20 protein-coding genes are annotated in these 24,197 nt (G+C 70.0%); 15 read left to right on the forward strand and 5 right to left on the reverse strand.

Annotation, left to right across the window (positions count from 1 at the left end; all coding sequences use genetic code 11):
* Positions 1 to 10: 10 nt before the first annotated feature.
* Positions 11 to 2,908 (forward strand): ATP-binding protein, encoded by a 2,898-nt coding sequence (locus IEY88_RS11515; RefSeq protein ID WP_229693283.1) that lies wholly within the window; start codon positions 11 to 13, stop codon positions 2,906 to 2,908.
* A 2-nt stretch (positions 2,909 to 2,910) separates the two neighbouring features.
* Here IEY88_RS11515 and IEY88_RS11520 read toward each other — a convergent pair whose 3' ends face one another.
* Both IEY88_RS11520 and IEY88_RS11525 read right to left on the reverse strand, forming a co-directional pair.
* Positions 2,911 to 3,522, reverse strand: coding sequence for a TetR/AcrR family transcriptional regulator (locus tag IEY88_RS11520; protein WP_189154685.1), 612 nt, complete (start codon positions 3,520 to 3,522; stop codon positions 2,911 to 2,913).
* A 5-nt stretch (positions 3,523 to 3,527) separates the two neighbouring features.
* A complete protein-coding gene (locus IEY88_RS11525; RefSeq protein WP_189154686.1) occupies positions 3,528 to 4,697 on the reverse strand; it encodes an MFS transporter in 1,170 nt (389 codons plus the stop codon).
* A 338-nt stretch (positions 4,698 to 5,035) separates the two neighbouring features.
* Between IEY88_RS11525 and IEY88_RS11530 the strand changes: the two genes are divergently transcribed.
* Positions 5,036 to 5,806 carry an SDR family NAD(P)-dependent oxidoreductase gene (locus tag IEY88_RS11530; protein WP_189154687.1) on the forward strand — a complete coding sequence of 257 codons (771 nt, stop codon included), beginning with the start codon at positions 5,036 to 5,038 and terminating at the stop codon, positions 5,804 to 5,806.
* Here the strand turns inward: IEY88_RS11530 and IEY88_RS11535 are convergent, their stop codons facing one another.
* Positions 5,807 to 6,124 (reverse strand): bifunctional 3-phenylpropionate/cinnamic acid dioxygenase ferredoxin subunit, encoded by a 318-nt coding sequence (locus IEY88_RS11535; RefSeq protein ID WP_189154688.1) that lies wholly within the window; start codon positions 6,122 to 6,124, stop codon positions 5,807 to 5,809.
* A gap of 113 nt (positions 6,125 to 6,237) precedes the next feature.
* Here IEY88_RS11535 and IEY88_RS11540 point away from each other — a divergent pair, with 113 nt between their 5' ends.
* From IEY88_RS11540 to IEY88_RS11565, 6 genes are all read left to right on the forward strand, one after another.
* Positions 6,238 to 7,011: an IclR family transcriptional regulator gene (locus IEY88_RS11540; protein ID WP_189154689.1), complete on the forward strand. Its 774-nt coding sequence runs from the start codon at positions 6,238 to 6,240 to the stop codon at positions 7,009 to 7,011.
* A 179-nt stretch (positions 7,012 to 7,190) separates the two neighbouring features.
* Positions 7,191 to 7,340, forward strand: coding sequence for a hypothetical protein (locus tag IEY88_RS11545; RefSeq protein ID WP_189154690.1), 150 nt, complete (start codon positions 7,191 to 7,193; stop codon positions 7,338 to 7,340).
* A 14-nt stretch (positions 7,341 to 7,354) separates the two neighbouring features.
* A complete protein-coding gene (locus IEY88_RS11550; RefSeq protein WP_189154691.1) occupies positions 7,355 to 8,440 on the forward strand; it encodes an S-(hydroxymethyl)mycothiol dehydrogenase in 1,086 nt (361 codons plus the stop codon).
* Positions 8,437 to 10,884 (forward strand): GcvT family protein, encoded by a 2,448-nt coding sequence (locus tag IEY88_RS11555; RefSeq protein WP_229693284.1) that lies wholly within the window; start codon positions 8,437 to 8,439, stop codon positions 10,882 to 10,884. Before IEY88_RS11550 ends, IEY88_RS11555 begins: the two co-directional genes overlap by 4 nt.
* Positions 10,881 to 12,011 carry an aromatic ring-hydroxylating oxygenase subunit alpha gene (locus IEY88_RS11560; protein WP_189154692.1) on the forward strand — a complete coding sequence of 377 codons (1,131 nt, stop codon included), beginning with the start codon at positions 10,881 to 10,883 and terminating at the stop codon, positions 12,009 to 12,011. The genes IEY88_RS11555 and IEY88_RS11560 overlap by 4 nt, the downstream gene beginning before the upstream one ends.
* A gap of 20 nt (positions 12,012 to 12,031) precedes the next feature.
* The gene (locus tag IEY88_RS11565; protein WP_373294066.1) at positions 12,032 to 13,642 is read left to right on the forward strand and encodes a BCCT family transporter; all 1,611 of its coding nucleotides are present in this window, start codon (positions 12,032 to 12,034) and stop codon (positions 13,640 to 13,642) included.
* Here IEY88_RS11565 and IEY88_RS11570 read toward each other — a convergent pair.
* A complete protein-coding gene (locus IEY88_RS11570; RefSeq protein WP_189154693.1) occupies positions 13,589 to 14,248 on the reverse strand; it encodes a GntR family transcriptional regulator in 660 nt (219 codons plus the stop codon). The genes IEY88_RS11565 and IEY88_RS11570 overlap by 54 nt on opposite strands.
* Positions 14,249 to 14,316: 68 nt before the next feature.
* Between IEY88_RS11570 and IEY88_RS11575 the strand changes: the two genes are divergently transcribed.
* The 5 genes from IEY88_RS11575 to purU are packed head-to-tail and all read left to right on the forward strand — an operon-like array spanning position 14,317 to position 20,071.
* On the forward strand, positions 14,317 to 15,546 hold the full coding sequence (locus IEY88_RS11575; RefSeq protein WP_189154694.1) for a sarcosine oxidase subunit beta family protein: 1,230 nt from the start codon (positions 14,317 to 14,319) through the stop codon (positions 15,544 to 15,546).
* A gap of 20 nt (positions 15,547 to 15,566) precedes the next feature.
* Entirely contained in the window at positions 15,567 to 15,848 is a 282-nt protein-coding gene (locus IEY88_RS11580; protein WP_189154695.1) for a sarcosine oxidase subunit delta, read from the forward strand.
* Entirely contained in the window at positions 15,845 to 18,661 is a 2,817-nt protein-coding gene (locus tag IEY88_RS11585; RefSeq protein WP_189154696.1) for a 2Fe-2S iron-sulfur cluster-binding protein, read from the forward strand. Before IEY88_RS11580 ends, IEY88_RS11585 begins: the two co-directional genes overlap by 4 nt.
* Positions 18,651 to 19,229, forward strand: coding sequence for a sarcosine oxidase subunit gamma (locus IEY88_RS11590; protein ID WP_189154697.1), 579 nt, complete (start codon positions 18,651 to 18,653; stop codon positions 19,227 to 19,229). The genes IEY88_RS11585 and IEY88_RS11590 overlap by 11 nt, the downstream gene beginning before the upstream one ends.
* Complete coding sequence (gene purU / locus IEY88_RS11595; RefSeq protein WP_189154698.1) at positions 19,229 to 20,071, forward strand: formyltetrahydrofolate deformylase; 843 nt, start codon at positions 19,229 to 19,231, stop codon at positions 20,069 to 20,071. Before IEY88_RS11590 ends, purU begins: the two co-directional genes overlap by 1 nt.
* Here the strand turns inward: purU and IEY88_RS11600 are convergent.
* A complete protein-coding gene (locus IEY88_RS11600) occupies positions 20,068 to 20,694 on the reverse strand; it encodes a class I SAM-dependent methyltransferase (protein WP_189155377.1) in 627 nt (208 codons plus the stop codon). The genes purU and IEY88_RS11600 overlap by 4 nt on opposite strands.
* A gap of 68 nt (positions 20,695 to 20,762) precedes the next feature.
* Between IEY88_RS11600 and IEY88_RS11605 the strand changes: the two genes are divergently transcribed.
* Both IEY88_RS11605 and IEY88_RS11610 read left to right on the forward strand, forming a co-directional pair.
* Positions 20,763 to 22,049 carry an MFS transporter gene (locus tag IEY88_RS11605; RefSeq protein WP_189154699.1) on the forward strand — a complete coding sequence of 429 codons (1,287 nt, stop codon included), beginning with the start codon at positions 20,763 to 20,765 and terminating at the stop codon, positions 22,047 to 22,049.
* 122 nt (positions 22,050 to 22,171) lie between these two features.
* Positions 22,172 to 24,172 (forward strand): fibronectin type III domain-containing protein, encoded by a 2,001-nt coding sequence (locus IEY88_RS11610; protein ID WP_229693286.1) that lies wholly within the window; start codon positions 22,172 to 22,174, stop codon positions 24,170 to 24,172.
* Positions 24,173 to 24,197: the final 25 nt, after the last annotated feature.

Raw genomic sequence — 24,197 nt, forward strand, 5'->3', positions numbered from 1 at the left:
ATCGGTGCGGATGAGCCGGACACCGAAGTCCAGGGCGCGGCGCTGCGACCCCAGCGGACTGATGCGCACCAGCTCGCCGGTGCTGGTGGGGCGAGGTGACCAGCTCGGCGCGCTGCGAGCCGCCGTGCCGAGCCACCCCGCGGTGATCATGATCGAGGGCGAGGCGGGCGTCGGGAAGTCACGCCTGGTGCGGGAGCTCCTCGACGCCGACCTGGGGCCCATCTCCGTCCTCATGGGCCACTGCCAGCCGGTGGGGGAGCCGTTCCCGTACGGCGCGGTGCTGGAGGCGTTGCGCGACTGCACGGATCGCTTGGCGCGCAACCACTCGCGGCTGAGCCCGGTGTCGGGTGCGCTCGGCGCGCTGCTGCCGGAGCTGGCCGGGTACCTGCCCGCGCCGCTGCCCTCGACCGGCGATCCGCGCGCCGACCGCCATCGGCTGTTCCGGGCTCTGCGCGAACTGCTGGGCGTGCTCGGACCAGTGCTGCTGGTCGTGGAGGACCTGCACTGGGCCGACGACGGATCCCGGCAGCTGCTGCGGTTCCTGATGGGCGATCCGCCGGCCAACCTGTCCATCGTGGTCACGTACCGGCGCGAGGACGTGCCGGGCGGCGTGCCGCTGGGCTCGGCGTACCGGCCGCCCACGGGCATCACCAGCGCGTTGCTCGAGCTCGAACCGCTCGACGTGGCCGAGGTGCGGGCGCTGACGTCCGGGATCCTCGACGGCGAACCGGTGTCGGCGGAGTTCGCGGCCAAGCTGCACGAACGCACGGCGGGCATCCCGTTCGTGGTCGAGGAGACCTTGCGGGCGTTGCGAAATCCCGCCGGCGCCGTGCACGCGGACGGCGCCACCGCCCGCCGGTTGCTCGACAACGTGGACGTCCCGGTGCTCTTGCGCGACGCCATCGCCGAACGCCTCGCCGCGTTGCCCGAGGCGGCGACGAGACTGGTCCAGGCCGCCGCCGTGCTGGGCGCGCCCGCGTCCGCCGAACTGCTCGGCGAGGTGGCCCAGATCAGCGAGAGCCGCGCGGCGTTGACGCATGCGCTGAGTGGGCATGTTCTGCACGAGGTCGACGCACGGCGGTACGGCTTCCGGCACGCGTTGGCCCAGCAGGCCGTCTACGACACTCTCAGTGGTCCCGACCGGCAGGAACTGCACCACCGCGCCGTCGAGGTGCTCGACCAGGTCGAACCGCGACCGCTCGTCCAGCTCGCCGAACACAGCGAACGGGCTGGGCGCACGTCCGCGTGGCTGCGCTACGGCGAGGCCGCCGCGGACCGGGCCGTCGAGAACGGCGACGCGGGCACCGCCACCGCCCTGCTGCAACGACTGCTGCTCGACGCGGCCGTGCCCGCCGCCGACGTGGACCGGCTCGCGATCAAGCTCGGCCAGATCGCCCACCAGGGCCTCGACCAGCTCGACCCGACCGAGGCGCTGGAACGCCTGCTGTCGGACCGGCGCCTGTCGACGTCCGCGCGCGGACAGGTCCGGCACTACCGGGGCGTGCTGCTGATCCGCCAGGCCGGCGGCATCGAGGAGGCCCGCTCCGAGCTCGAACGGGCCGTCGCCGACCTGACCGAACGCCCCGATCTGGCGGCACGTGGTGAGGCCGTGCTCGGCCTGTCCTACCTGGGCATGACCCCGATGAGCGAGGTCCAGCCCTGGCTCGACCGCATCAGCCGGGCTCGCGCGGCCGAGACCGACCTCGAGCAGAAGCTGGCGCTGTACGCCAACGAGGTCGGGTCGAAGATGCACACAGGCGACCCGTCGGTGCTGGCCGAGTGGGAGTGCCCGCCCGCGACGACGTCCGGTGAACTGCGCCAGCTCGCCCGCGCCCACTGCAACCTCGCCGACGCCCTGACCACGACCGGCCACTTCGGCCTGTGCGCCGACATGCTGCGCGACGGCCTGCGGTTTGCCGCCGAGTGCGGTGCCCCGTTCACCGCGAGCACCGCGCACGCGACGAGGGCCCGCCTCGACTGGCTGCGCGGTGACTGGGAGGGCCTGGCCGTGCGCGCGCAGACCCTGCTCGACGAGTACCGCGACCTGTTCCCGCTGGCCAGCGAGCTCTGCCTGGTCCTGGGCTCGCTGGCGACGGCGCGCGGCGAGTGGGCGGAGGCGACCGACCACCTCACCGAGACCGGCGCGTTCGCCCCCGAGGAGTCGATCATCCCGGTCGCCGTCGCGGGCTGCGCGGCCCTCGCCAGGACCATGCTCGAGCAGGACGAGATCACCCGTGCCTGCGTCGACGTCGACCGGGGTCTCGCGATCGTCCGGGCGAAGGGCGTGTGGGTGTGGGCGACCGAACTGGGCCCGGTCGCCGTGGCCACGTTCCTGGCGGCCGGGCGGGAGACCGACGCCGAGTCGTTGATCCTGGAGTTCGCCGCCGGGATCGAGGGCAGGGACGCGCCGATGGCGTTCGCCGCGCTGGCGTGGTGCCGCGGTCTGCTGGCCGAGGCGCGCGGCCGGCTCGACGCCGCCGTGTCGCTGTTCCGCGAAGCCGCTGACCGCTACACGGCACTGCCCGCGCCCTACTACGCCGCGCTGGTCGCCGAACGCGAGGCCGCCTGCCTGCTGCCGTCGGACCAGGAGAAGGCGGCCGAGATCCTGTCGGCCCTGGTGGACACGTTCGACGGCCTGGGCGCCACCCGGGACGCGGCCCGGTGCCGGCACCAGCTGCGCGGCATCGGCGGCGGCAAACCGTCGCGGCGCGGCCGGCGCGGGTACGGCGACGAGCTGTCACCCCGCGAGCAGGAGGTCGCCCGGCTTCTCGTCGCCGGGCACACCAACCGCAAGATCGCGGACGTGCTGTTCCTGTCGCCGCGGACCGTCGAGCAGCACGCGGCACGGGTGCTGCGCAAGCTCGGGGTGTCGTCGCGGGCCGAGTTGCAGGCCGAGGACCTCGCCTGACGTCAGTCCCGCCAGACGTCCGCGAGGTTCCGGTCGAACATGGTCGCGACCGACACCAGCGCGGCGTCCAGGTCGACGTTCTCCGGATCGACGAGCGCCTGCAGGTGGATGCCCAGGAGCGCGCCGTTCAGCGCCACCGCGGCGGTGCGTTCCTGCGCGGCGGCCCTGTCCGGGTCGACGCCGGCGGGACGCTTGAACCGCAGCAGTTCCTCGATGCCCTCGCGCCTGCGGCCGAAGAACTCCCGGTACTGGTCGTGCACCACGCCGCGGTCGCCGAGCGCCTCGACCAGGATCATGAACACCAGTGCCGAGTTGCCGGTCCGCAGCAGTTCGGCCGTCTCGGCGAACACCTCCGCGAGCGACGGCACGGCCTCGTACCGCTCGGCGGGCCAGATCCGGCCGACGGCCCGTTCGACGACAGCCATCACGAGGCCGTCCTTGTTTTTGAAGTGCCAGGGGATCGAGCCTCGGCTGATGCCCGACCTCCTCGCTATGTCCACAAAGGACGTGCGGTCGAACCCGCGTTCGGCGAAGAGCTCCTCGGCGGCGTCCAGGATGCGGCGGCGGCTCTCGTCGCCGATCTCGTCGATCCGGCGCGTCCCAGGCGAGGTCACGGCGATCATCGTACGACCCGCGCGATGTCGCCCGGCACGTGACGAGCCGTGCAGACCAGCACCAGTCCGGCGACGACGGAGGCCACCGGAGCCACCAGCGCCACCGCGGCCTGCACGCCCCAGAGCTTCTCGGCGACACCGCTCACCACCGCGCCACCGAGCCCGCCGACCGCCGCCGTGAAGACCCCGACCAGCCCGAACGCCGTAGCCCGGAACTCCGCCGGCGTCACCGAGGCCACGACCAGGCTCAGCGGGACGATGCCCGCGAACGTCATCGCCTGCACCACCGCCCCGATCACCACGTAGGTGGTGACGTCCGTCGTGTACGCCTGCGCCGCGAACCCGATGCCCAGCACGGAAAGCGCACCGGCCGCGAGGTGCAGGCAGGCCTGAGGACTGCGCCGGAACAACCGGTCGCTCGACACCCCGCCGAGCACCGCCCCGAGCAACCCGCCGGCCGCGCAGACCGACATGATCAGGCCGCGAGCCGCGGCGCCCTGCCCGAGCTGCTCCTCGAGGATCACGTTGAGGTAGATCGGCACGGTCGTCACGGACACGCCGAACGCACCGAGCGCCACCACCACCCCCACGAGCGTCGGGATCTTCCTCAAGTCCTTCAACGCACCCCGCGGCGTCGCCGTCGAGTGCGCGCGAGCCGGTTCGGGCAAACGCAACGCGGCAAGCCCGAGCAGCACCGCCGGCACGGCGAGGAACGCGAACGCCCAGCGCCACGGCTCATGCTCCTCGGGAATCACCGCCGCGAACGCCGCCGCGAGCAGGGGCCCGGCGACGATCCCGAGCGGCTGCCCGCCGCGGTGCAACCCGAGCACCCGCCCGCGCACCTCCGGCGGATAGGCGTCGACCAGCAACGACGACTGGATCGGCCCCTCGTTGGCCTTGCCGATGCCCGCGACCACGCGCACCGCGACGGCCTGCCAGAGGTTCTGCACCAGGCCGAGCACCCCGGCCGCCACGGCCCACACGAGCGTCGCGACGCCGGCGATCGACGTGCGGCGGCGCCGGTCGCCCAGCAGACCGAGCGGCAGCGCGGCGACGGCCACCATCAGCCCGGTCAACGCGCCGACCACACCGATGGCCGCCGTGCTGATGCCGAGCGACTCGCGGATCTCGGGCGCGAAGACCACGAACATCGCGCCGTCGACGCTGTCCAGCACCTGGAGGCCGGCCAGGACGCCGATGGTGGCTCGGCCGCCGGTGGAGAGGAGGTGCTTGAGCGATGTCGACGACTGCGGGGACGGGGGCGGTTCTGGCGGCGGGGCCGGGTGGGCGGCTGGTTCTGCGGGTGTGCGGTAGGCCGGTCTGGATGGCGGGGTCGGGTTGGCGTCTGGCCCTGCGGGTGCGTGGCGGCCTGATCCGGTTGGTGGGGGCGGGTGGGCGTCCGATCCCGCTGACGGGACCGTGGTTGCGGATCCTTCTGACCCTGGAGGCATGACGACCAGGCTACTGTGTCAGTCAACATAGAGATGTCATCCCAACACAGCGAGGTGCCCCCATGCAGGACTGGACGAATTCGACCGCCTTCATCACCGGCGGAGCGAGAGGCATCGGCCTGGGCATCGCGCGAGCCCTGGCGAAGCGCGGAGTGCGGCTCGCACTGGCCGACGTGGACGAACCCGCACTGGCACAAGCCGCCAAAGAACTGTCCGCACAGACCTACGTGCTGGACGTTCGCGACCGCGAGGAGTTCGCGAAGGTCGCCGACGAGGCCGAGCGGGCGCTGGGCCCGGTGGACCTGCTGTTCAACAACGCCGGCATCGTGCCGCACGCCGTGGTCACCGACCTGACCTACGACAAGTGGGACCTGGCTCTGGCGGTGAACCTGACCGGCGTGATCAACGGGATCCAGACGTTCCTGCCGCGCATGATCGAACGCAGAACGGGTTACGTCGTGAACACCGCGTCGGCGGCGGGTCTCGTGTCCGACCCGAACGTGCTGTACGCGACGGCCAAGTTCGCCGTCGTCGGGCTCTCGGAGTCGTTGCGCCTCAACGTGGCCGCGCACGGCATCGACGTCAGCGTGTTGTGTCCGGGGCCGGTCGACACCGACATCGTCGCGAACACCAGGGCGTCGAGTGCCGGCGTCGCGCTGCGGGACGAGTTCGTGCCCGCCGTCGAGGAGTTCCTCAGGAGCGGGCCGGGCATCGACGAGGTGGGGGAGATGGTGGTGGCGGGTATGGAGAAGCGGTCGCCGTGGATCTTCACCGGCTACGACGTGCGGCCACATCTGGAGCAGCGGATGAAGGCGCTGCTCGACGCGTTGTGATCAGGCCACGGCCTCGGTGCTGCCCGTGTCCACGTAGATCACGCCGTCCCGCACGACGACCGGGTACGTGCGCACGGCCTTCTTGGCCGGCAGGCACGTCGGCATGCCGGTGCGCAGGTCGAACAGCGCGGCGTGCAGCGGGCACTCGACGAAGCACCCCTCCAGCCAGCCCTCGGACAGGGACGCGTCCTGGTGGCTGCAGGTGTCGTCGATCGCGTAGAACTCGCCGTCCGTGTGGAAGACGGCGATGGCGGGTTCGCCCGGAATGCGCAAGGACTCGCCCTCGGGGAGCCGGTCCACGGCGCATGCGGTGATCATCAGAAACCCTCCGTTGCGTACTACGGAACTGGGTGTGCGATACGCAACTGCAGAATGGCTCAGGATCATGAACGTCGTCAAGACGGGTTGCGCCAATCGGATACTGTTGCGTGATGAGCAACAACCGCGACCCCGCGCTGGTGCAGTCGGTCGATCGGGCGGTGGCGGTGCTCGAGCTGCTCGCCCGCAACGGGGAGGCGGGGATCACGGAGATCGCCGCCGAGCTCGGTGTGCACAAGTCCTCCGCGTCCAGGCTCGTCTACACGCTCCAGGCCCGTGAGCTGGTCGAACAGGACGGCGAACGTGGTCCCTTCCGGATCGGCATCGGCATGCTCCGCTTCGCCGACGCGGTGACCGGGCAGCTCGACTACGTCCGGGTCGGCGGGCCGGTCTGCACCGAGCTCGCGGACCGGCTGGGCGAAACGGTCAACATCGCGGTCCTCGACGGCGACGTCGCGCTGAACGTGAGCCAGGCGCGCGGGAGTTCCGCGGTGGCGGCGCAGAACTGGGTCGGCCAGCGCACGCCGTTGCACGCGACGTCGAGCGGCAAGGTCCTGCTCGCCGCCGCGTCCGCCGACGAGCAGGACCGCCTGCTGTCGGGCGACCTGGAGTCCTGCGCCCCGCGCACGATCACCGATCCCGTGAAGCTGCGGGGCGCACTGCGGCGGACGGCCGAGGACGGGTTCGCCACCTGCATGGAGGAGCTGGAGGCCGGACTGCACGCCGTCGCGGTGCCCGTGTTCGGCTCGCAGGGGGACGTCGTGGCGGCGATCAGCGCCGCCGGCCCGGCCTACCGGCTCTCGCAGAAGCGCATGCCCGAGATCGTCGAGCAACTGCGCGTGGCGTCCCGCGACCTCTCGGTCCGAATGGGGCATTCCGTGCTGTGAAAGACCTTCACGAACGAAGAGCCCTCGGCCGCGGCCGGGGGCTCTTCCTCTTTTCGGGTGCCTCCGTCCGTGCGACAAGGGCTTGACAACGGCTCGTGTGGGTTTCACCGTAATGCGCTGTAGTTGCATAATGCGAATCTCGTTGCGTATTACGGAACTCGCTCGGAAGGGTTGGTCCGTTGTCGCTCTCCGTTCCCACCACCACAGTTCTGGACCAGGACCTCGACGAGCTCGCCCCCGACGTCGTCGCCGCCCTCCAGCCGGACTTCGACGAGGGTGACCTGGTCGCCCGCGTCGACGCCCTGGCAGCCAAGCACCCCCACCTCTGACAGGAGCATTCGACGTGGCACATGCGGTGAACGGTGTCGTGGCCAGGGGGCGTGGGGCGAAGGTCTCGGTCGAGACCGTCCTCGTGCCGGACCCCGGCCCCGGCGAGGCGCTGGTGGAGGTGCGGGCCTGCGGGGTCTGCCACACCGACCTGCACTACCGGGAGGGCGGGATCAACGACGAGTTCCCGTTCCTGCTCGGGCACGAGGCGGCGGGGGTCGTGGAGGCCGTCGGCGACGGCGTGACCGGACTCGAACCCGGTGACTTCGTGATCCTCAACTGGCGTGCGGTGTGCGGTTCGTGCCGCTCCTGCCTGCGCGGCCGTCCGCAGTACTGCTTCAACACCCACAACGCCGCGCAGCCCATGACGCTGGAGGACGGCACTCCGCTGTCGCCCGCGCTGGGCATCGGCGCGTTCGCCGAGAAGACCCTCGTCCACTCCGGACAGTGCACGAAGGTGAACCCCCAGGCCCCGGCGGAGGTCGCGGGCCTGCTCGGCTGCGGCGTGATGGCGGGCATCGGCGCCGCGATCAACACCGGCGGCGTCACCCGCGGCGACAGCGTGGCCGTGCTCGGCTGCGGCGGTGTCGGGGACGCGGCCATCGCGGGCGCCCGGCTCGCCGGCGCGCGCACGATCATCGCCGTCGACCTCGACGACACGAAACTGGAGTGGGCGCGGGGATTCGGCGCCACGCACACGATCAACGCCCGGGAGAAGGACGTCGTGGAGGCGATCCGCGAACTCACCGAGGGCAACGGCGCCGACGTCGTGATCGACGCGGTCGGCCGGCCCGAGACGTTCCAGCAGGCGTTCTACGCCCGCGACCACGCAGGTCTCGCGGTGCTGGTCGGCGTGCCGACACCGGACATGAAGCTCGAACTGCCCTTGATCGACGTGTTCTCGCGCGGGGGCGCGGTGAAGTCGTCCTGGTACGGCGACTGCCTGCCCAGTCGCGACTTCCCGATGCTCATCGACCTCCACCTGCAGGGCCGGCTCGACCTCGGCGCGTTCGTCTCGGAGACGATCGGGCTGGGCGACGTCGAGAAGGCGTTCGAGGACATGCACCACGGCCGGGTACTCCGTTCGGTGGTGGTCCTGTGACCCAGCCGAGAGTCGTGCTGATCGGCGCGGGCATCGTCGGGTGCGCGATCGCCGACGAACTGACCGCGCGGGGCTGGACCAACGTCACCGTGCTCGAACAGGGACCGCTGTTCGCCACCGGTGGCTCCAGCTCGCACGCACCGGGCCTGGTCTTCCAGACCACCGGCTGCAAGACGATGACGTCGTTCGCCAAGTACACCGTCGAGAAGTACACGGCGCTGACGATGGACGACATGTGGTGCTTCCAGCAGCTCGGCGGCCTAGAGGTCGCCACCACCCCGGAACGCTGGACGGACGTCAAACGCCGCCACGGCTGGGCCACGGCCTGGGGCGTCGAGAGCTTCCTGCGCGACCCCGAGGAGTGCGCGCGGCTGCACCCGCTGCTCGATCCCTCGAAGATCCTCGGCGGCTTCCACATCCCGAGCGACGGCATCGCGAAGCCGTTGCGCGCGGTCGAAGCCCAGGCACGCCGGGCGATGGAACGTGGCGCGAAGTTCTTGGCACACCACAAGGTCATCGGCATCGAACGCAACGGCCGCCGCGTGAAGGCCGTCGTCACCGAGCACGACACGTTCCCCGCCGACGTCGTGGTGTCGTGCGCCGGCATGTGGGGCCCGCGGATCGGCCGGATGGTCGACCTCGACATCCCCCTGGTCCCGATGGCCCACCAGTACGCGAAAACGGCACCCCTGCAGGCGTTGAAGGGCGTCAACACCGAGCTGTCCGAGATGTCGAAGCCGTTGCTGCGCCACCAGGACGCCGACCTGTACTTCCGCGAGCACGTTGACCGCATCGGCATCGGCGCGTACGGGCACCGGCCCATGCCCATCTCCGCCGACGACATCCTCGACTTCGACGTGGCGCCGACCATGCCGTCCGAGATCGGGTTCACCCCCGAGGACTTCGAGACCTCCTGGGACGCCGCCGTCGACCTGCTCCCGGTCCTCGGCGACTCGAAGGTCGAGGAGGGCGTCAACGGCCTGTTCTCCTTCACCCCCGACGGCAACCCGCTGCTCGGCGAACACCCGGACCTGCAGGGGTTCTGGGTCGCCGAGGCCGTGTGGATCACGCACTCCGCCGGTGTCGCGAAGGCGATGGCCGAGTGGCTCGTCGACGGGCAGCCGGACATCGACCTGCACGGCTGCGACCTCAACCGGTTCGAGGACGTCCAGCGCTCGCCCGGGTACGTGCACGAACGCAGCTGCCGGGCGTTCGTCGAGGTCTACGACGTCCTGCACCCGTTGCAGCCTGCGGAGAACCTGAGGCCGTTGCGCACCAGCCCGTTCTACGAGCGGCAGCAGGAACTCGGCGCGGTGTTCCTGGAGGCGTCGGGCTGGGAACGACCGCACTGGTACGAGGCCAACGCGACCCTGCCCGAGGTCGCGGAGATCCCGGAACGCAACGAGTGGGCGTCCCGGTTCTGGTCGCCGATCGCCGGCGCCGGAGCACTGGTGGCGCGCAAGCGGGTCGCGATGTTCGACATGACGGCGTTGAAGCGGCTGGAGGTCAGCGGCCCGGAGGCGTTGACGTTCCTGCAGACCATGACCACCAACCAGCTCGACCGCAAGCCGGGCGCGGTCGTGTACACGTTGCTGCTCGATGAGGACGGGGGAGTGCGCAGCGACCTGACCATCGCCCGGCTCGGCGAGAACCGGTTCCAGGTCGGCGCGAACGGCCCGCTCGACCTCGACTGGCTGCGCCGGCGCATGCCTCCCAACGGTGGCGTGCACATCACCGACATCACGCCCGGCACCTGCTGCATCGGCCTGTGGGGGCCGGAAGCACGAAACCTGTTGCAGCCGTTGACCCGCACGGACTTCTCGCACGAGGCCATGGGCTACTTCAAGGCCCAGGAGGCGTTCATCGGCGAGGTGCCGGTCACCGCGATGCGCCTGTCGTACGTCGGCGAGCTCGGCTGGGAGCTCTACACGACCGCGGACATGGGCCGGAAGCTGTGGGACACGCTGTGGGAGGCCGGGCAGCGGCACGGTGTCATCGCGGCCGGCCGCAGCGCGTTCACGAGCATGCGGCTGGAGAAGGGTTACCGCTCGTGGGGAACGGACGTGACCACCGAGCACGACCCGTTCGAGGCGGGGCTGGGCTTCGCGGTCCGGATGAACAAGGGCTACTTCCACGGCCGCCAGGCTCTGGAGGGCAAGTCCGAGGAGACCGTGGCCCGCAAGCTCACCTGCCTGGTCATCGACGACGACCACCAGGTCGTCATGGGATCGGAGCCGGTGCTGGCGGACGGAGTGGCGGTCGGGTACGTGACCAGTGCGGCTCGCGGCTACTCGATCGGCAAGAACATCGCCTACGCCTGGCTGCCCGCTGACGTCGCTCGAGAGGGAACGCAGGTCGAGATCGAGTACTTCGGTGAACGTGTCCCAGCGGTCGTGGCGGCGGAACCGCTGTTCGACCCCGAGATGAAGCGGATCCGCTCATGACCCAGACCCAGCTGCCGCCGAGCCTCATCCCGACGCTGCCCGGCCACACCTACACCGACCCGGCGATCTTCGAGCTGGAGCAGCGGAACATCTTCGAGGAGATGTGGTTCTGCGCGGTCAGGAGCGCCGACCTGCCCGACGCCGGCAACTTCCGCACCGTCCAGATCGGACGCGAGAGCGTGCTCGTGACCCGCGCCCGCGACGGCTCGCTGCGCGCGTTCCTCAACATCTGCCGGCACCGCGGCGCCAAGCTGTGCGTCGAGGAGACGGGCACGGTCAAGCGCAACTTCCAGTGCCCGTACCACGCCTGGACCTACGGCCTGGACGGCAAGCTGGTCGCCGCGCCGAACCTCACGTCGATGCCGGACGTCGACCGGGTCGAGTACGGCCTGAAGACCGTGCACCTGCGCGAGTGGCTCGGCTACGCGTGGATCTCGCTGGCCCGGGACCCGGCGTCGTTCGAGGAGACCGTCCAGCAGGACGTGCGCGAACGCCTCGGCAACCTCGACGCGATCGGCAACTACCAGGTCAGCGAGCTCGACCTGGGCCGCCGGATCACCTACGACGTCAAGGCCAACTGGAAGCTCATCATCGAGAACTTCATGGAGTGCTACCACTGCGCGACCATCCACCCGGAGCTCACGGAGGTCCTGCCGGAGTTCGCCGACGGTTACGCCGCGCAGTACTACGTCGGGCACGGGGCGGTGTTCGGCGAGGAGATCAAGGGCTTCACGATCGACGGCGGCGAGGGGTTCGAGAACCTGTCCGGAGTGGACTCCGAGCAGGACCGCCGCTACTACGCGATCACCGTGCGGCCGCAGGTGTTCATCAACCTCGTGCCCGACCACGTGATCATCCACCGGATGTACCCGATGACCGCCGACCGCACGATCGTCGAGTGCGACTGGCTCTACGCCAAGGACGTCGTCGCGAGCGGCAAGGACGTGTCGCGGTCCGTCGAGCTGTTCCACCGCGTGAACGAGCAGGACTTCGAGGCCTGCGAACGGTGCCAGCCCGCGATGTCGTCGCGCGCCTACCGCGATGGCGGGGTGCTGGTGCCGTCGGAGCACCACATCGGCGAGTTCCACGAGTGGGTGCAGATGAAGCTGACCAAGGGGAACGCATAGATCGCCAACTCGACGAAGAGGTGGTAGCTGTGTCAGTCAAACCCGAACAGACGTTCTTGCCCACCACGAGATCCCACACCGACCGGGTCGTGTTCACCGTCTCCGCCGTCGTCGCCGCCGCGTTCCTCGCGTGGGGAGCTTTCGGCACGGACAGCCTCGGCAGCGTCTCGAAGACCGTGCTCGGCTGGTTCATCCGCAACACCGGCTGGGCGTTCCTGACCGCGGCCACCGGGTTCGTGATCTTCGCGCTGTGGCTGGCTTTCAGCAAGTACGGCCGCATCCCGCTCGGCCAGGACGGGGAGCGGCCGGAGTTCCGGACGATCTCCTGGGTCGCGATGATGTTCAGCGCGGGCATGGGCATCGGCCTGATGTTCTACGGCGTCGCGGAACCGTTGGCGCACTACGTGAAGCCGCCGCCGGGGTCGGCCGAGGGCGGCACGGACGCGGCGATCGACGTCGCGATGGCCACGTCGTTGTTCCACTGGGCCATCCACCCGTGGTCGATCTACGCTGTCGTGGGGCTCGCCATCGCCTACGGCACGTTCCGGCGTGGCCGCAAGCAGCTCATCAGCGCCATGTTCGCCCCGCTGTTCGGCGACCACGTGTCGGAGAAGCCGCTGGGCCGGCTGATCGACGTGCTGGCGATCTTCGCGACGCTGTTCGGCTCGGCCGCGTCCCTGGGGCTGGGCGCGTTGCAGATCGGCAGCGGGTTGAAGGCCGGCGGGTTCGTCCGCGAGAACCCCGGTGTCGGCGTGCTCATCGGCATCATCGCGGTGCTGACCGTCGCGTTCGTGGCGTCGGCCGTCTCCGGCGTGGCCAAGGGGATCCAGTGGTTGTCGAACATCAACATGGTGCTCGCGACCGTGCTGGCGGTGTTCGTGTTCGTCGTCGGGCCGACGGTGCTGATCCTGAACCTGGTGCCCGCGGCCGTGGGCGACTACTTCCGGGACATGGGCGAGATGATCTCCCGCTCGGCCGGCACCGGCGGCAACGCCATGGAATCTTGGCTGTCCGGCTGGACAATCTTCTACTGGGCGTGGTGGATCTCGTGGACGCCGTTCGTCGGCATGTTCATCGCCAGGATCAGCCGCGGCCGCACGATCAAGCAGTTCGTCAAGGGCGTGATCCTCGTGCCGTCGGTCGTGAGCCTCGTCTGGTTCTCGATCATGGGAGGTACCGCGATCTCGGTGCAGCGCGACGGCACCGACCTCGCGGGCGCGGCGAACCCGGAGTCGCAGCTGTTCGGCGTCCTCGACCAGTTCCCGCTGGGCGCGGTCGCGGGTGTGGTCGTGATGGTGCTGGTGGCGATCTTCTTCGTCTCCGGTGCCGACGCGGCTTCGCTGGTGATGGGCACCCTGTCCCAACGTGGGGACGGCGAACCGCATCGGCGGCTGGTGGTGTTCTGGGGCGTGGCGACCGGCGGTGTGGCCGCCGTGATGCTGCTCGTCGGCGGAGGAGGCGCGACCGCGCTGACCGGGTTGCAGAACCTCACGATCATCGCCGCGGCACCGTTCGGGCTCGTCATGGTGGTGGCGTGCGTCGCGCTGGTGAAGGACCTGCGCAGCGACCCGCTCGTCCTAGATCAACGCCCGGATCGCCCGCTCGAAACCGACGACGTGCTGCGAGGCTAGCTCGCTCGCCTTCTTCGCGTCACCCTCGATGATCGCGGTGAGGAGGGGCACGTGTTCGTCGACGTGACCGGCCATCCCGGACAGCCGGGGCAGGAAGACGCACCAGATCCGGGTGGCCAGGTTGTCGTAGGAGACCAGGGTGTCCTCGAGGAACGGGTTGTGCACGCACCCGTAGATCGCGCGGTGGACGCCGACGTCGGCGCGCAGCAGTTCCGTGTTGTCGCCCGTCGGCGCCGCCGTGTCGAGCCGCGAGCGCAGTTCGGTCAAAGCAGCGCGGTCGGCGGGCGTGGCGCGGTCGGCCGCGGCTGCGGCCGCGAGGGGTTCCAGCGTCCGGCGCACCTCGGAGATGTGGGAGAGGTCGGAGATGTTCACGTCGGTGGCGAACGTGCCGCGGCGCGGGAAGGCGACGACGAGCCGTTCCTGCTCCAGGCGCTTGAGGGCCTCGCGGATCGGGGTGCGGCCGACGCCGAGCTCGGTGCGCAGCCGCTCCTCGTTGATGGGCTCACCGGGCTTGATCTCCAGCATGACCAGGCGATTTCGCAGGACCGCGTACGCCTGCTCGGTGAGTGAGGCGGAGGCGGGCTCGTCGTTGACCCGTGCGTTCATGTGACCTACCGTAACGCACAGACTGATATATCAGGAGTCGACCAGATGATTCGCTGGAGGCGTCGCACATGACCAGCCCGCCCGGAGCACATCTGCCCGAGCACCCGGACTTCCTCTGGGACAACCCGGAACCGAAGTCCTCCTACGACGTCGTGGTCGTCGGCGGCGGAGGGCACGGCATCGCGACCGCGTACTACCTCGCGAAGGTGCACGGCATCACGAACGTCGCGGTGCTGGAGAAGGGCTGGCTCGCGGGCGGCAACATGGCCCGCAACACCACGATCATCCGGTCGAACTACCTGTGGGACGAGAGCTCCGGCATCTACGAGCACTCGCTCAAGCTGTGGGAGGGCCTGGAGGACGACCTCGGCTACCCGATCCTGTTCGACCAGCGCGGTGTGCTGAACCTGGCGCACAGCCTGCAGGACGTGCGGGACAGCGTCCGCCGCGTCAACGCCAACCGGCTCAACGGCATCGACGCCGAGTGGGTGGATCCCGCCGGTGTCAAGGAGATCTGCCCGATCGTCAACACCTCGCCGGACGTGCGTCACCCGGTGCTGGGCGCGACCTACCAGCCGCGCGCGGGCATCGCGAAGCACGACTACGTGGCGTGGGGCTACGCGCGGGCGGCGCACGCCCTGGGCGTCGACCTGATCCAGAACTGCGAGGTCACCGGACTGGAGACGGTGCAGGGCCGGATCACCGCCGTCGAGACCTCGCGCGGGCGGATCGCCGCGGGGAAGGTCGCGTTGTGCGCGGCCGGCCACAGCTCGGTGCTCGCGAAGATGGTCGGCCTGCGGTTGCCGATCGCCTCACACCCGTTGCAGGCCTTGGTGTCCGAACTGCTCGAACCCGTCCACCCGACCGTCGTGATGTCGAACGCCGTGCACGTCTACGTCTCCCAGGCGCACAAGGGCGAACTGGTGATGGGCGCGGGCATCGACAGCTACAACGGTTACGGGCAAAGGGGTTCGTTCCACATCATCGAGCAGCAGATGGCGGCGGCGCTGGAGCTGTTCCCGGTCTTCGCGCGGGCGCACCTGCTGCGCACGTGGGCGGGCATCGTCGACGTCAGTCCGGACGCCTCGCCGATCGTGGGGCTAACGCCGGTCGGCGGCCTGTACCTGAACTGCGGCTGGGGGACCGGCGGCTTCAAGGCCACTCCCGGTGTCGGTGACTGCTTCGCGCACACCATCGCCCACGACAAGCCGCACCCGTTCAACGAGCCGTTCACCCTCGAGCGCTTCACCACGGGCGCCCTCGTCGACGAGCACGGCGCCGCCGCCGTGGCCCACTGAGAAACTACTGGGAGCCTGCGATGCAACTCATCCCGTGTCCGTGGTGCGGGCCGCGTGAGGAAGCCGAGTTCCACTACGGCGGCCAGGCCCACGTCGCGTACCCCGGGGACCCGTCGGCGTTGAGCGACGAGGAGTGGGCGCGGTACGTGTTCTTCCGCGAGAACCCGAGCGGCCCGTTCGCCGAGCGCTGGAGCCACAACGCCGGGTGCCGGCGCTGGTTCAACGCCGTCCGCGACACCCGCACCCACGACCTGCTGGCCGTCTACCGCGTGGGCGAGCCCATGCCCGAGGTGACCGCATGAGCTTCCGCACTGACACCGGTGGCGCGATCGACCGGAACACCCTGCTGCGTTTCACCTTCAACGGCGTCGAGCACACCGGGCACCCCGGCGACACGCTGGCGTCGGCGTTGCTGGCGAACGGCGTGCACGAGATCGGCAGCAGCGTAAAGCTCGGCCGGCCGCGCGGCGTCGTCGCGGCGGGCTCCGAGGACCCGACCTCGCTGGTGCAGGTCGAGGCGCCGTTCTCCGAGCCGATGCTGCTCGCCACGACCGTCGAGTTGTACGACGGCCTCGTGGCGCGCGGCCTGGCCGGTCAGGGAAAGCTGTCTTCTGAACCGGACCCGGCTCGCTACGACGCGAAGCACGAGCACTGCGACGTGCTGGTCGTCGGCGCCGGGCCCGCCGGGCTCGTGGCGGCCCTGACCGCGGCCCGCAGTGGCGCCCGTGTCGTGCTGGTGGACGAGCAGAACCAGGCCGGTGGCGCGCTGCTGGGCGTGGACGAGTACCTGGACGACCGGCCGTCCGCCGAGTGGGTCGCGGACATCGTGGCCGAGCTGAAGTCGACGCCCGATGTGCTGGTGCTGGAACGGACCACGGCGTTCGGCATGTACCAGGACGGGTTCGTGCTCGCGTTGCAGAAGCGGACCGACCACCTCGGGTTCGCGGCGCCCGCATCGGTTGCGCGGCAGCGGGTGTGGCGGATCAGGACGCGGCAGACCGTGCTCGCCACCGGTGCCCACGAACGCCCGGTGGTGTTCGCCGACAACGACCGGCCCGGAATCATGCTGGCCTCGTCCGCCCGCACGTTCCTGCACCATTACGGCGTGCTGCCCGGTTCGCGAGCGGTCGTGTTCACGACGAACGACTCGGCCTACTGCGCGGCGATCGACCTGGCCGAGTCCGGTGTGGACATCGCGGTGGTCGTGGACGCACGGCCGGAGGCTCCTGCCCGGCTCGCGGCGGAATGTGCGGCGCGGGGGATCGAGGTCCGCGCCGGGCAGCTCGTGACCGGCACCGAAGGACCTGGTCGGGTCACGGCGGTTCAGGTCGGAGACGACCGGATCGCGTGCGACGCGCTGCTCGTCTCGGGAGGCTGGAACCCGGTCGTCAGCCTGTTCAGCCAGGCCCGCGGCACCCTGCGCTACGACGCCGAGCTCGGCGCCTTCGTCCCGGGCCGGGAACTGGCCACCGTGCGCGTGGCCGGCTCGGCGACCGGTGAGCTCGACCTGACCGCGTGCACCCGCCAGGGCCGTGACGCCGGTGCCGGGGCTGCCGCCGCGGCCGGGTTCACGTCCGGTAGCCAGGTTCCGCTACCCGCCTCCGACTCCCGCTGCACCGCCCGCTCCGGCCTGGTCCTGTGGCGCGTCCCTGGCAACGACGACGCGAGCTTCGTGGACCTGCAAAGGGATTCGACGGTCGCGGACGTGCTGCGCGCGACGGGCGCTGGGCTGCGGTCGCTGGAGCACATCAAGCGCTACACGACCATCGGCACCGCGCACGACCAGGGCAAGACGTCCGGCATGATCGCCGCCGGCATCGTCGCCGAGGCGCTGGGCGTGGAACTGTCCGAACAGCGGCCCACGACGTTCCGCCCGCCGTTCACGTCGGTGTCGTTCGCCGCACTGGCCGGACGCGATCGCGGCGACCTGCACGACCCGGTGCGCGTCACGTCGATCCACCCGTGGCACGTCCAGCACGGCGCGTTGTTCGAGAACGTCGGCCAGTGGAAGAGGCCCTGGTACTACCCGCAGCCGGGTGAGGACCTGCACGCCGCTGTGCTGCGCGAGTGCCGGGCCACGCGCGAGAGCGTCGGCATGATGGACGGCTCGACGCTCGGCAAGATCGACGTGCAGGGCCGCGACGCCGGCGAGTTCCTGGACATGCTCTACACGAACATGATGAGCAACCTGAAGGTCGGCAAGATCCGCTACGGCGTGATGTGCGGCGTCGACGGGATGGTGATCGACGACGGCACCGTGATCAGGGTCGGCGAGGAGCGGTACATCGTCACCACGACCACCGGCAACGCGGCGAAGGTCCTCGACTGGATGGAGGAGTGGCTGCAGACGGAGTGGCCGCACCTCGACGTGCACTGCACCTCGGTCACCGAGCACTGGGCCACGATTCCGCTGGTGGGGCCGAAGTCCCGCGCCGTGCTCGCTGCGGTGGCGCCTTCTCTCGACGTCTCCAACGAGGCGTTCGAATTCATGACCTGGCACGACACCGAGGTCGCGGGTGTGCCGGCGCGGGTCTGCCGGATCAGCTTCTCCGGCGAGCTCGCGTACGAGATCAACGTGACCGCCTGGCACGGCCTCGCCGTGTGGGAGGCGTTGATGGCGGCGGGGGAGCGGTACGGGATCACGCCGTACGGCACCGAGACCATGCACGTGCTCCGCGCCGAGAAGGGCTACCCGATCATCGGGCAGGAGACCGACGCGACGGTCACGCCGCAGGACCTGGGCATGTCGTGGGCGGTGTCGAAGAAGAAGCCGGACTTCATCGGCAAGCGCTCGTTCGCCCGTGCCGAGAACAACCGCTCGGACCGCAAGCAGCTCGTGGGACTGCTGCCCGTCGATCCCGCGGTGCTGCTGCCGGAGGGGTCGCAGATCGTCGAGACCGACCGGCTGCCCGAACCGCCGGTCCGGATGCTCGGGCACGTCACGTCCAGCTACCCGAGCGCGGCGCTGGGCCGGACGTTCGCCCTGGCGTTGGTGCGCTCGGGTCACGAACGCATCGGCGAGACGCTCTACGTGCCCGTCGAGGACTCACTGGTGCCGGTCACCGTCACCGAATCCGTGCTGTACGACAAGGAAGGAGCCCGTCGTGACGGTTAGTCCCCTCGCCGCCTGGCGCGACCGGCTGGCGGCACTGGCCCCCGTGCTGGACGTCGCCGAGGTGCCGTTCCGCTCGCAGCTCACCGTCCGCGTGTCCGACCCGGACGCCATCGCGGCGATGGGTGCGACGCTCGGTGTGCTTTTTCCTTCCGCTGCTTGCACTTTCACGTCCGGCACCGGACGATTCGGGGACGTCGAGGTGCTCTGGCTCGGACCGGACGAGTTCCTCGTCACGGCCTCGCCCGGCCTGCGGGTCACGATCGAGGAGGTGTTGCGTGGCGCGCTCGGGACTGTCAGAGGGTCCGTCGTGGACACTTCGGCTCAACGCACGACCGTGGTTCTTCAAGGGGCGCAAGGCAGAGAAGTGCTGGCTCACGGATGTTCCGTGGACCTGCACCCGGCTGCGGCTCCCGTCGGCACTTGCGTGCAGACACTCCTCGCCAGGACCGGGATCGTCCTGCAGGTGACCGGCGAGGACACGCTCACGGTCCTGGTGCGCTCGTCGTTCGCCGAGTACTTCGCGGCCTGGCTCGCCGACGCCTGCACCGAGTACCTGGCGGTGCCGTGATGCCCCGGTTCACCCTGACCCTGCACTGCCCGGAGCGGGCGGGCATCGTGCACGCCGTCACGTCGTTCCTGGTCGACCACGGCTGCGACATCGTGCAGCACCAGCAGTTCGACGACGACGTGCGCGGCAAGCTGTTCCTGCGCACCGCGTTCTCCTGCGCCGACGCGACGGTCGACTCGCTCGCGGGCGAGTTCGCCGCCGTGGCCACGGAGTTCCAGATGGAGTTCGAGCTGCACGACGAACGGCCGCCGCGCCTGCTCGTGATGGTCTCGAACGCCGGCCACTGCCTGAACGACCTGCTCTTCCGCTGGCGCGCGGGCAGCCTCGGCGGGGAGATCGCCGCCGTCGTGTCGAACCACGAGGACCTGCGGCCGATGGCGGAGGCGGCGGGACTCGACTTCGTGCACGTCCCGAACACCGCCGCCACCAAGGACCTGGCCGAGCAACGCCTGATCGAGCTCGTCGAGGAGTACCAGGCCGACCTGGTCGTGCTGGCGCGGTACATGCAGGTGCTGTCGAACGCCCTGTGCGCGAAGCTCGCCGGCCGCGTGATCAACATCCACCACTCGTTCCTGCCGGGCTTCAAGGGCGCCAAGTCCTACCACCAGGCCTACGACCGGGGCGTGAAGTACGTGGGGGCGACGGCCCACTACGTCACGCCGGACCTCGACGAGGGGCCGATCATCGAGCAGGAGGTGCTGCGCGTCGACCACTCCTACGACCCGCGTGCGTTGACCGCCGCCGGCCGGGACGCCGAGGCCTTGGCGCTGTCGCGGGCCGTTCGGTGGCACTGCGAGCACCGCGTGTTGCTCAACGGCAACGGGACGGTGGTCTTCCGCTAGGGCTTGCGCATGATGAGCTGGGCCTGCAGGAACCGTTCGCCGTCGATCGGTTCCCGCACGAGCCTGCCCACCTCGGCGAACCCGGCCTTCCGCAGCAGCTCCGAGATCGTGGCAGGCGACCAGCGGTAGGCGAGCGTCACCTTGTGGTCGAACTCCTGCGGCTCCGGGTCGTCCCCGGCGTAGAACCCGAGCATCAGGTGGCCACCGGGCTTCAGCACGCGGAAGAACTCGGCGAACACGACCGGCAGCTCGGGTGGCGGCATGTGGATGACCGAGTAGAACGCCAGAACGCCGCCGAGAACTCCGTCTTCCAGCTCCAGCGCCGTCATCGACCCCAGCTCGAACCTCAGGTCCGGGTGCGCCTCGCGGGCGAGGGCGATCATCGAGGGGGAGAGGTCGAGCCCGAAGACGTCGAGCCCGAGTGAGCGCAGGTGTGCGGTGAGGTGGCCGGGGCCGCAGCCGAGGTCGGCGACCGGGCCGTTCGTCAGTTCGGCGAACGCGGAAAGCATCGCGCGTTCGAGCGGCCTGGTGTCGAGCATGTCACTGAAGAGCTCCGCGTAGAGGGGCGCGACGGAGTCGTAGGGGGTCACCTCGAAAACCCTACATTCTTTTGTTGTCAGCATGTTGCTGTTGCCAATGATCTGCTGTTGCACCGTCGACGCAAACCTGTTCTCGTGCTTATAGTTCCGCCGTGATTTCCGTGCTGCGCGATCCGGTCTACCGGAATCTGTTCGGCGCCCAGGTCGTGGCGCTGACCGGAACGGGACTGGCGACCGTCGCACTCGGCCTGCTGGCCCACGACCTCGCCGGACCGCGGGCGGGTGAGGTGCTCGGCACGGCGCTGGCGATCAAGATGATCGCGTACGTCACGGTGGCGCCGGTCGCCACGGCCCTGCTCGGCGCGTTGCCCCGTCGCGCGGTTCTCGTGGCGCTGGACCTCGTGCGGGTCGTGGTCGCGGCGATGCTGCCGTGGGTGGACGAGGTGTGGCAGGTCTACGTGCTCATCTTCCTGCTGCAGGCCGGATCCGCCGCGTTCACGCCGTTGTTCCAGGCGACCATCCCGGACGTCCTGCCCGGCGAACGCGAGTACACCCGCGCGATCACGTTGTCCCGCACCGCTTACGACCTGGAGAGTCTGCTCAGTCCCGCACTCGCCGCCGCCGCACTGGCCTTGGTGAGCTTCCACCAGCTCTTCGTCGGCACCGCGCTCGGGTTCGCGGGATCGGCCCTGCTGGTGCTGTCGGTGGTGTTGCCCCGCCCGACACCGTTGCCGCGCAGGGGAGGCTGGTACGGCGCCACCACCCGTGGCATCCGCATCTACCTCGCCACGCCACGGTTGCGCGGGCTGCTCGCGGTTCACCTCGCCGCGGCGGCCGCGGGGTCGATGGTGTTCGTGAACACCGTGGCGCACGTACGGAACGGGCTTGGCCGCGACGCGTCCGATGTCGCCATCGCCCTGGCCGCCAACGGGATGGGGTCGCTCGTCGCGGCGCTCACGCTCCCGGCGCTGCTCGACCGGTTCGCGGATCGCGTGGTGGTGCTGCGCGCTTCGATCATGCTCGTGGTCGTGCTCGCGGCCGGGACGGTGTTCGCCGGGCAGTGGCAGACTCTGCTGGTGTTGTGGGCGTTGATCGGTGCGGGGTGCTCGCTCGCCCTCACGCCCGGTGCGCGTCTTCTGCGTCGCTCGGCGGACCCAGGCGACCGTCCGGCGTTGTTCGCCGCGGACTTCGCGCTGTCCCACGCCTGCTGGCTCTTCTGCTACCCGCTCGCCGGATGGGTGGCGACGGCCGGGGGCGCCGCGACGGCCTTCCTCGTCCTCGGCGGCGTGACCGCCGTGGCCGCGGCGATCGCTGTGAGGTTCTGGCCCACGCGTGACCCGGAAGTCGTCGAACACGAACATCGTGACGCGGCGGGTGTTGTGTGGACGCATTCCCACGAGTTCCGCATCAACGACGACCACGTGCGCTGGCCGCGCTGACTGAACAGTTAAACAATGCGCCTTCTGGGCAGGCCGGAATACCGTTTCCCCACCCTGCCTTTGAAGGAGTTCCACTCATGCGAATGCGCAGCAAAATAGTCGCTGCCGCGTGCGGATCGGTCATGACGATCGGTGCGTTCACGGCCGTGCAAAGCGCGTCAGCGGACGTCAGCGTCCAGCAGCAGCAGGACGAGGCGCACCAGCGGTTCCAGAGCCTGTCCCAGGACCTGCGCGGCCAGCTCGCCGGGCACTGGTTCGACGCGTCGGCGGGCAAGCTCACCCTCGCGGTCCCGTCCGAGAACGCGGCACGGCAAGCCCGAGAACAGGGCGCCAACGCCGTCGTCGTGCAACGCAGCGCCGCCGACCTCGACAAGCTGCTCGCCGACGTCAAGGAGCTGATCGGCGACGGCGTGCCCGGCGTGTTCAGCTGGGGCGTCGACGTGCGCGACAACCAGGTCGACGTCACGGTCAACACCACGCGCAAGACCGAGGCCACCGAACGGTTCCTGGAGAAGGTGCGCGCGCTCGGCGACGGTGTCCACATCGCCGAGACCCGGTCGCAGCAACGGCAGCAGGCCGGCACCGTGCAGGCCGGCAGCCCGTGGTGGCCGGGGTCGGAGACGTACTGCTCGGTCGGGTTCGCCGCGACCGATGCCAACGGCGGCAAGCACTTCCTGACCGCCGGGCACTGCACGAACGACGCGAACCAGGCCGCGTACGGGCAGACCGGCCAGCAGAACCGGATCGGCACCTCGAACGTCGGCGGCAGCCGCAGCGTGAACGCCCGCGAGGGCGACATGGGCGTGGTCGCGGTGACCGAGTCCGGCTGGAACCTGTCCGCCGCGGTCAACACCTACGGCTCGCCCGCGATCACCGTCACCGGCTCGGCCGAGGCGATGGTCGGCGACCGCGTCTGCCACTCCGGCAACACCTCGAAGTGGCAGTGCGGCGAGGTGAAGTACACGAACAAGGCCGTGGACTACGGCGGCGGCCTGGTGATCGAGGGGCTCACCTGGACGACCGCGTGCTCCAAGGGCGGCGACTCCGGCGGCGCGTGGCTGCTCGGTGACAAGGCGGTCGGCCTGCACGACGGCGGCCCGTCGCAGTGCGTGCAGAACCCGACCAACGACGCCGACCTGTCGATCTTCCAGCCGGTGAACGAGGCCCTGCGCAAGTGGAACCTGACCCTGGTGACCGGTTCCGGTGACACCACCGCACCGAGCGCACCGGCCAACGCGCGCTCGACCGGCACCACCGCGTCCAGCGTCTCGCTGGCGTGGGACGCCTCGACCGACAACGTCGCCGTGACGGGCTACGACGTGTACAACGGCAGCACGCTCGCCACGACCGTCACCCGCACCACCGCGACCATCAGCGGTCTCAAGGCGGACAACGACTACACGTTCACCGTCAAGGCCAAGGACGCCGCCGGCAACACCTCCGCCGCCAGCGCCGCCGTCACCGCCCGCACCAGGCCGGGCGCGGCGGACGGGGAAGCCCCGACTGTCCCGGCCAACCTGCGCTCGACCGGCGTCACGGCGTCGAGCGTCTCGCTGGCGTGGGACGCCTCAACGGACAACGTGGGAGTCACGGGCTACCAGGTGCTCAACGGCAGCACCGTCGCCGCGACGGTCACGAGCACCGCCGCGACCGTGACCGGACTCAACGCCGACACCGCGTACACGTTCTCCGTCCGTGCGGTGGACGCGGCCGGAAACCAGTCGAAGCTGTCAGCCGAGGTCAACGCGCGTACGTCCGGCAACACGGGCGGCCGCACGTTCACGAACGACACGGACTACCCGATCCGTGACTACCAGGTGGCGATCAGCGCGGTGCGATCCACCGCCACCGGCTCCGCCAAGAACCCCATCACGGTCAAGGTGGACGCCACCCACACCTGTCTGGAAGACCTGAACGTCACGCTCGTCGCACCCAGCGGCCGCGCGTACCCGCTGATGCGCACGCCCGGAGGCGGCTACAGCTGCCACCCGTTCCCGGCGGACAGGACGTTCTCCGTGGTCCCTGGTGCAGGGGAGACCGCGAGCGGCACCTGGACGCTGCGCATCGGGGACAACGGTCCCGGTGACACGGGCGTCCTGAGCAGCTGGTCGCTCACGGTCTAGGAAGGGTGGACCTGGTGGGTGATCC

The sequence above is a fragment of the Lentzea pudingi genome (assembly GCF_014646255.1).
Classification (GTDB): domain Bacteria; phylum Actinomycetota; class Actinomycetes; order Mycobacteriales; family Pseudonocardiaceae; genus Lentzea; species Lentzea pudingi.

Excerpts from the sequence above, each read along its gene's own strand:
- IEY88_RS11515 (WP_229693283.1), top strand. The coding sequence starts at position 11 with ATGAGCCGGACACCGAAGTCCAGGGCGCGGCGCTGCGACCCCAGCGGA.
- IEY88_RS11530 (WP_189154687.1), top strand. The coding sequence starts at position 5,036 with ATGCAGGACTGGACGAATTCGACCGCCTTCATCACCGGCGGAGCGAGA.
- IEY88_RS11535 (WP_189154688.1), bottom strand. The coding sequence starts at position 6,124 with ATGATCACCGCATGCGCCGTGGACCGGCTCCCCGAGGGCGAGTCCTTG.
- IEY88_RS11540 (WP_189154689.1), top strand. The coding sequence starts at position 6,238 with ATGAGCAACAACCGCGACCCCGCGCTGGTGCAGTCGGTCGATCGGGCG.
- IEY88_RS11560 (WP_189154692.1), top strand. The coding sequence starts at position 10,881 with ATGACCCAGACCCAGCTGCCGCCGAGCCTCATCCCGACGCTGCCCGGC.
- IEY88_RS11570 (WP_189154693.1), bottom strand. The coding sequence starts at position 14,248 with ATGAACGCACGGGTCAACGACGAGCCCGCCTCCGCCTCACTCACCGAG.
- IEY88_RS11575 (WP_189154694.1), top strand. The coding sequence starts at position 14,317 with ATGACCAGCCCGCCCGGAGCACATCTGCCCGAGCACCCGGACTTCCTC.
- IEY88_RS11580 (WP_189154695.1), top strand. The coding sequence starts at position 15,567 with ATGCAACTCATCCCGTGTCCGTGGTGCGGGCCGCGTGAGGAAGCCGAG.
- IEY88_RS11585 (WP_189154696.1), top strand. The coding sequence starts at position 15,845 with ATGAGCTTCCGCACTGACACCGGTGGCGCGATCGACCGGAACACCCTG.
- purU (WP_189154698.1), top strand. The coding sequence starts at position 19,229 with ATGCCCCGGTTCACCCTGACCCTGCACTGCCCGGAGCGGGCGGGCATC.
- IEY88_RS11600 (WP_189155377.1), bottom strand. The coding sequence starts at position 20,694 with ATGCTGACAACAAAAGAATGTAGGGTTTTCGAGGTGACCCCCTACGAC.
- IEY88_RS11610 (WP_229693286.1), top strand. The coding sequence starts at position 22,172 with ATGACGATCGGTGCGTTCACGGCCGTGCAAAGCGCGTCAGCGGACGTC.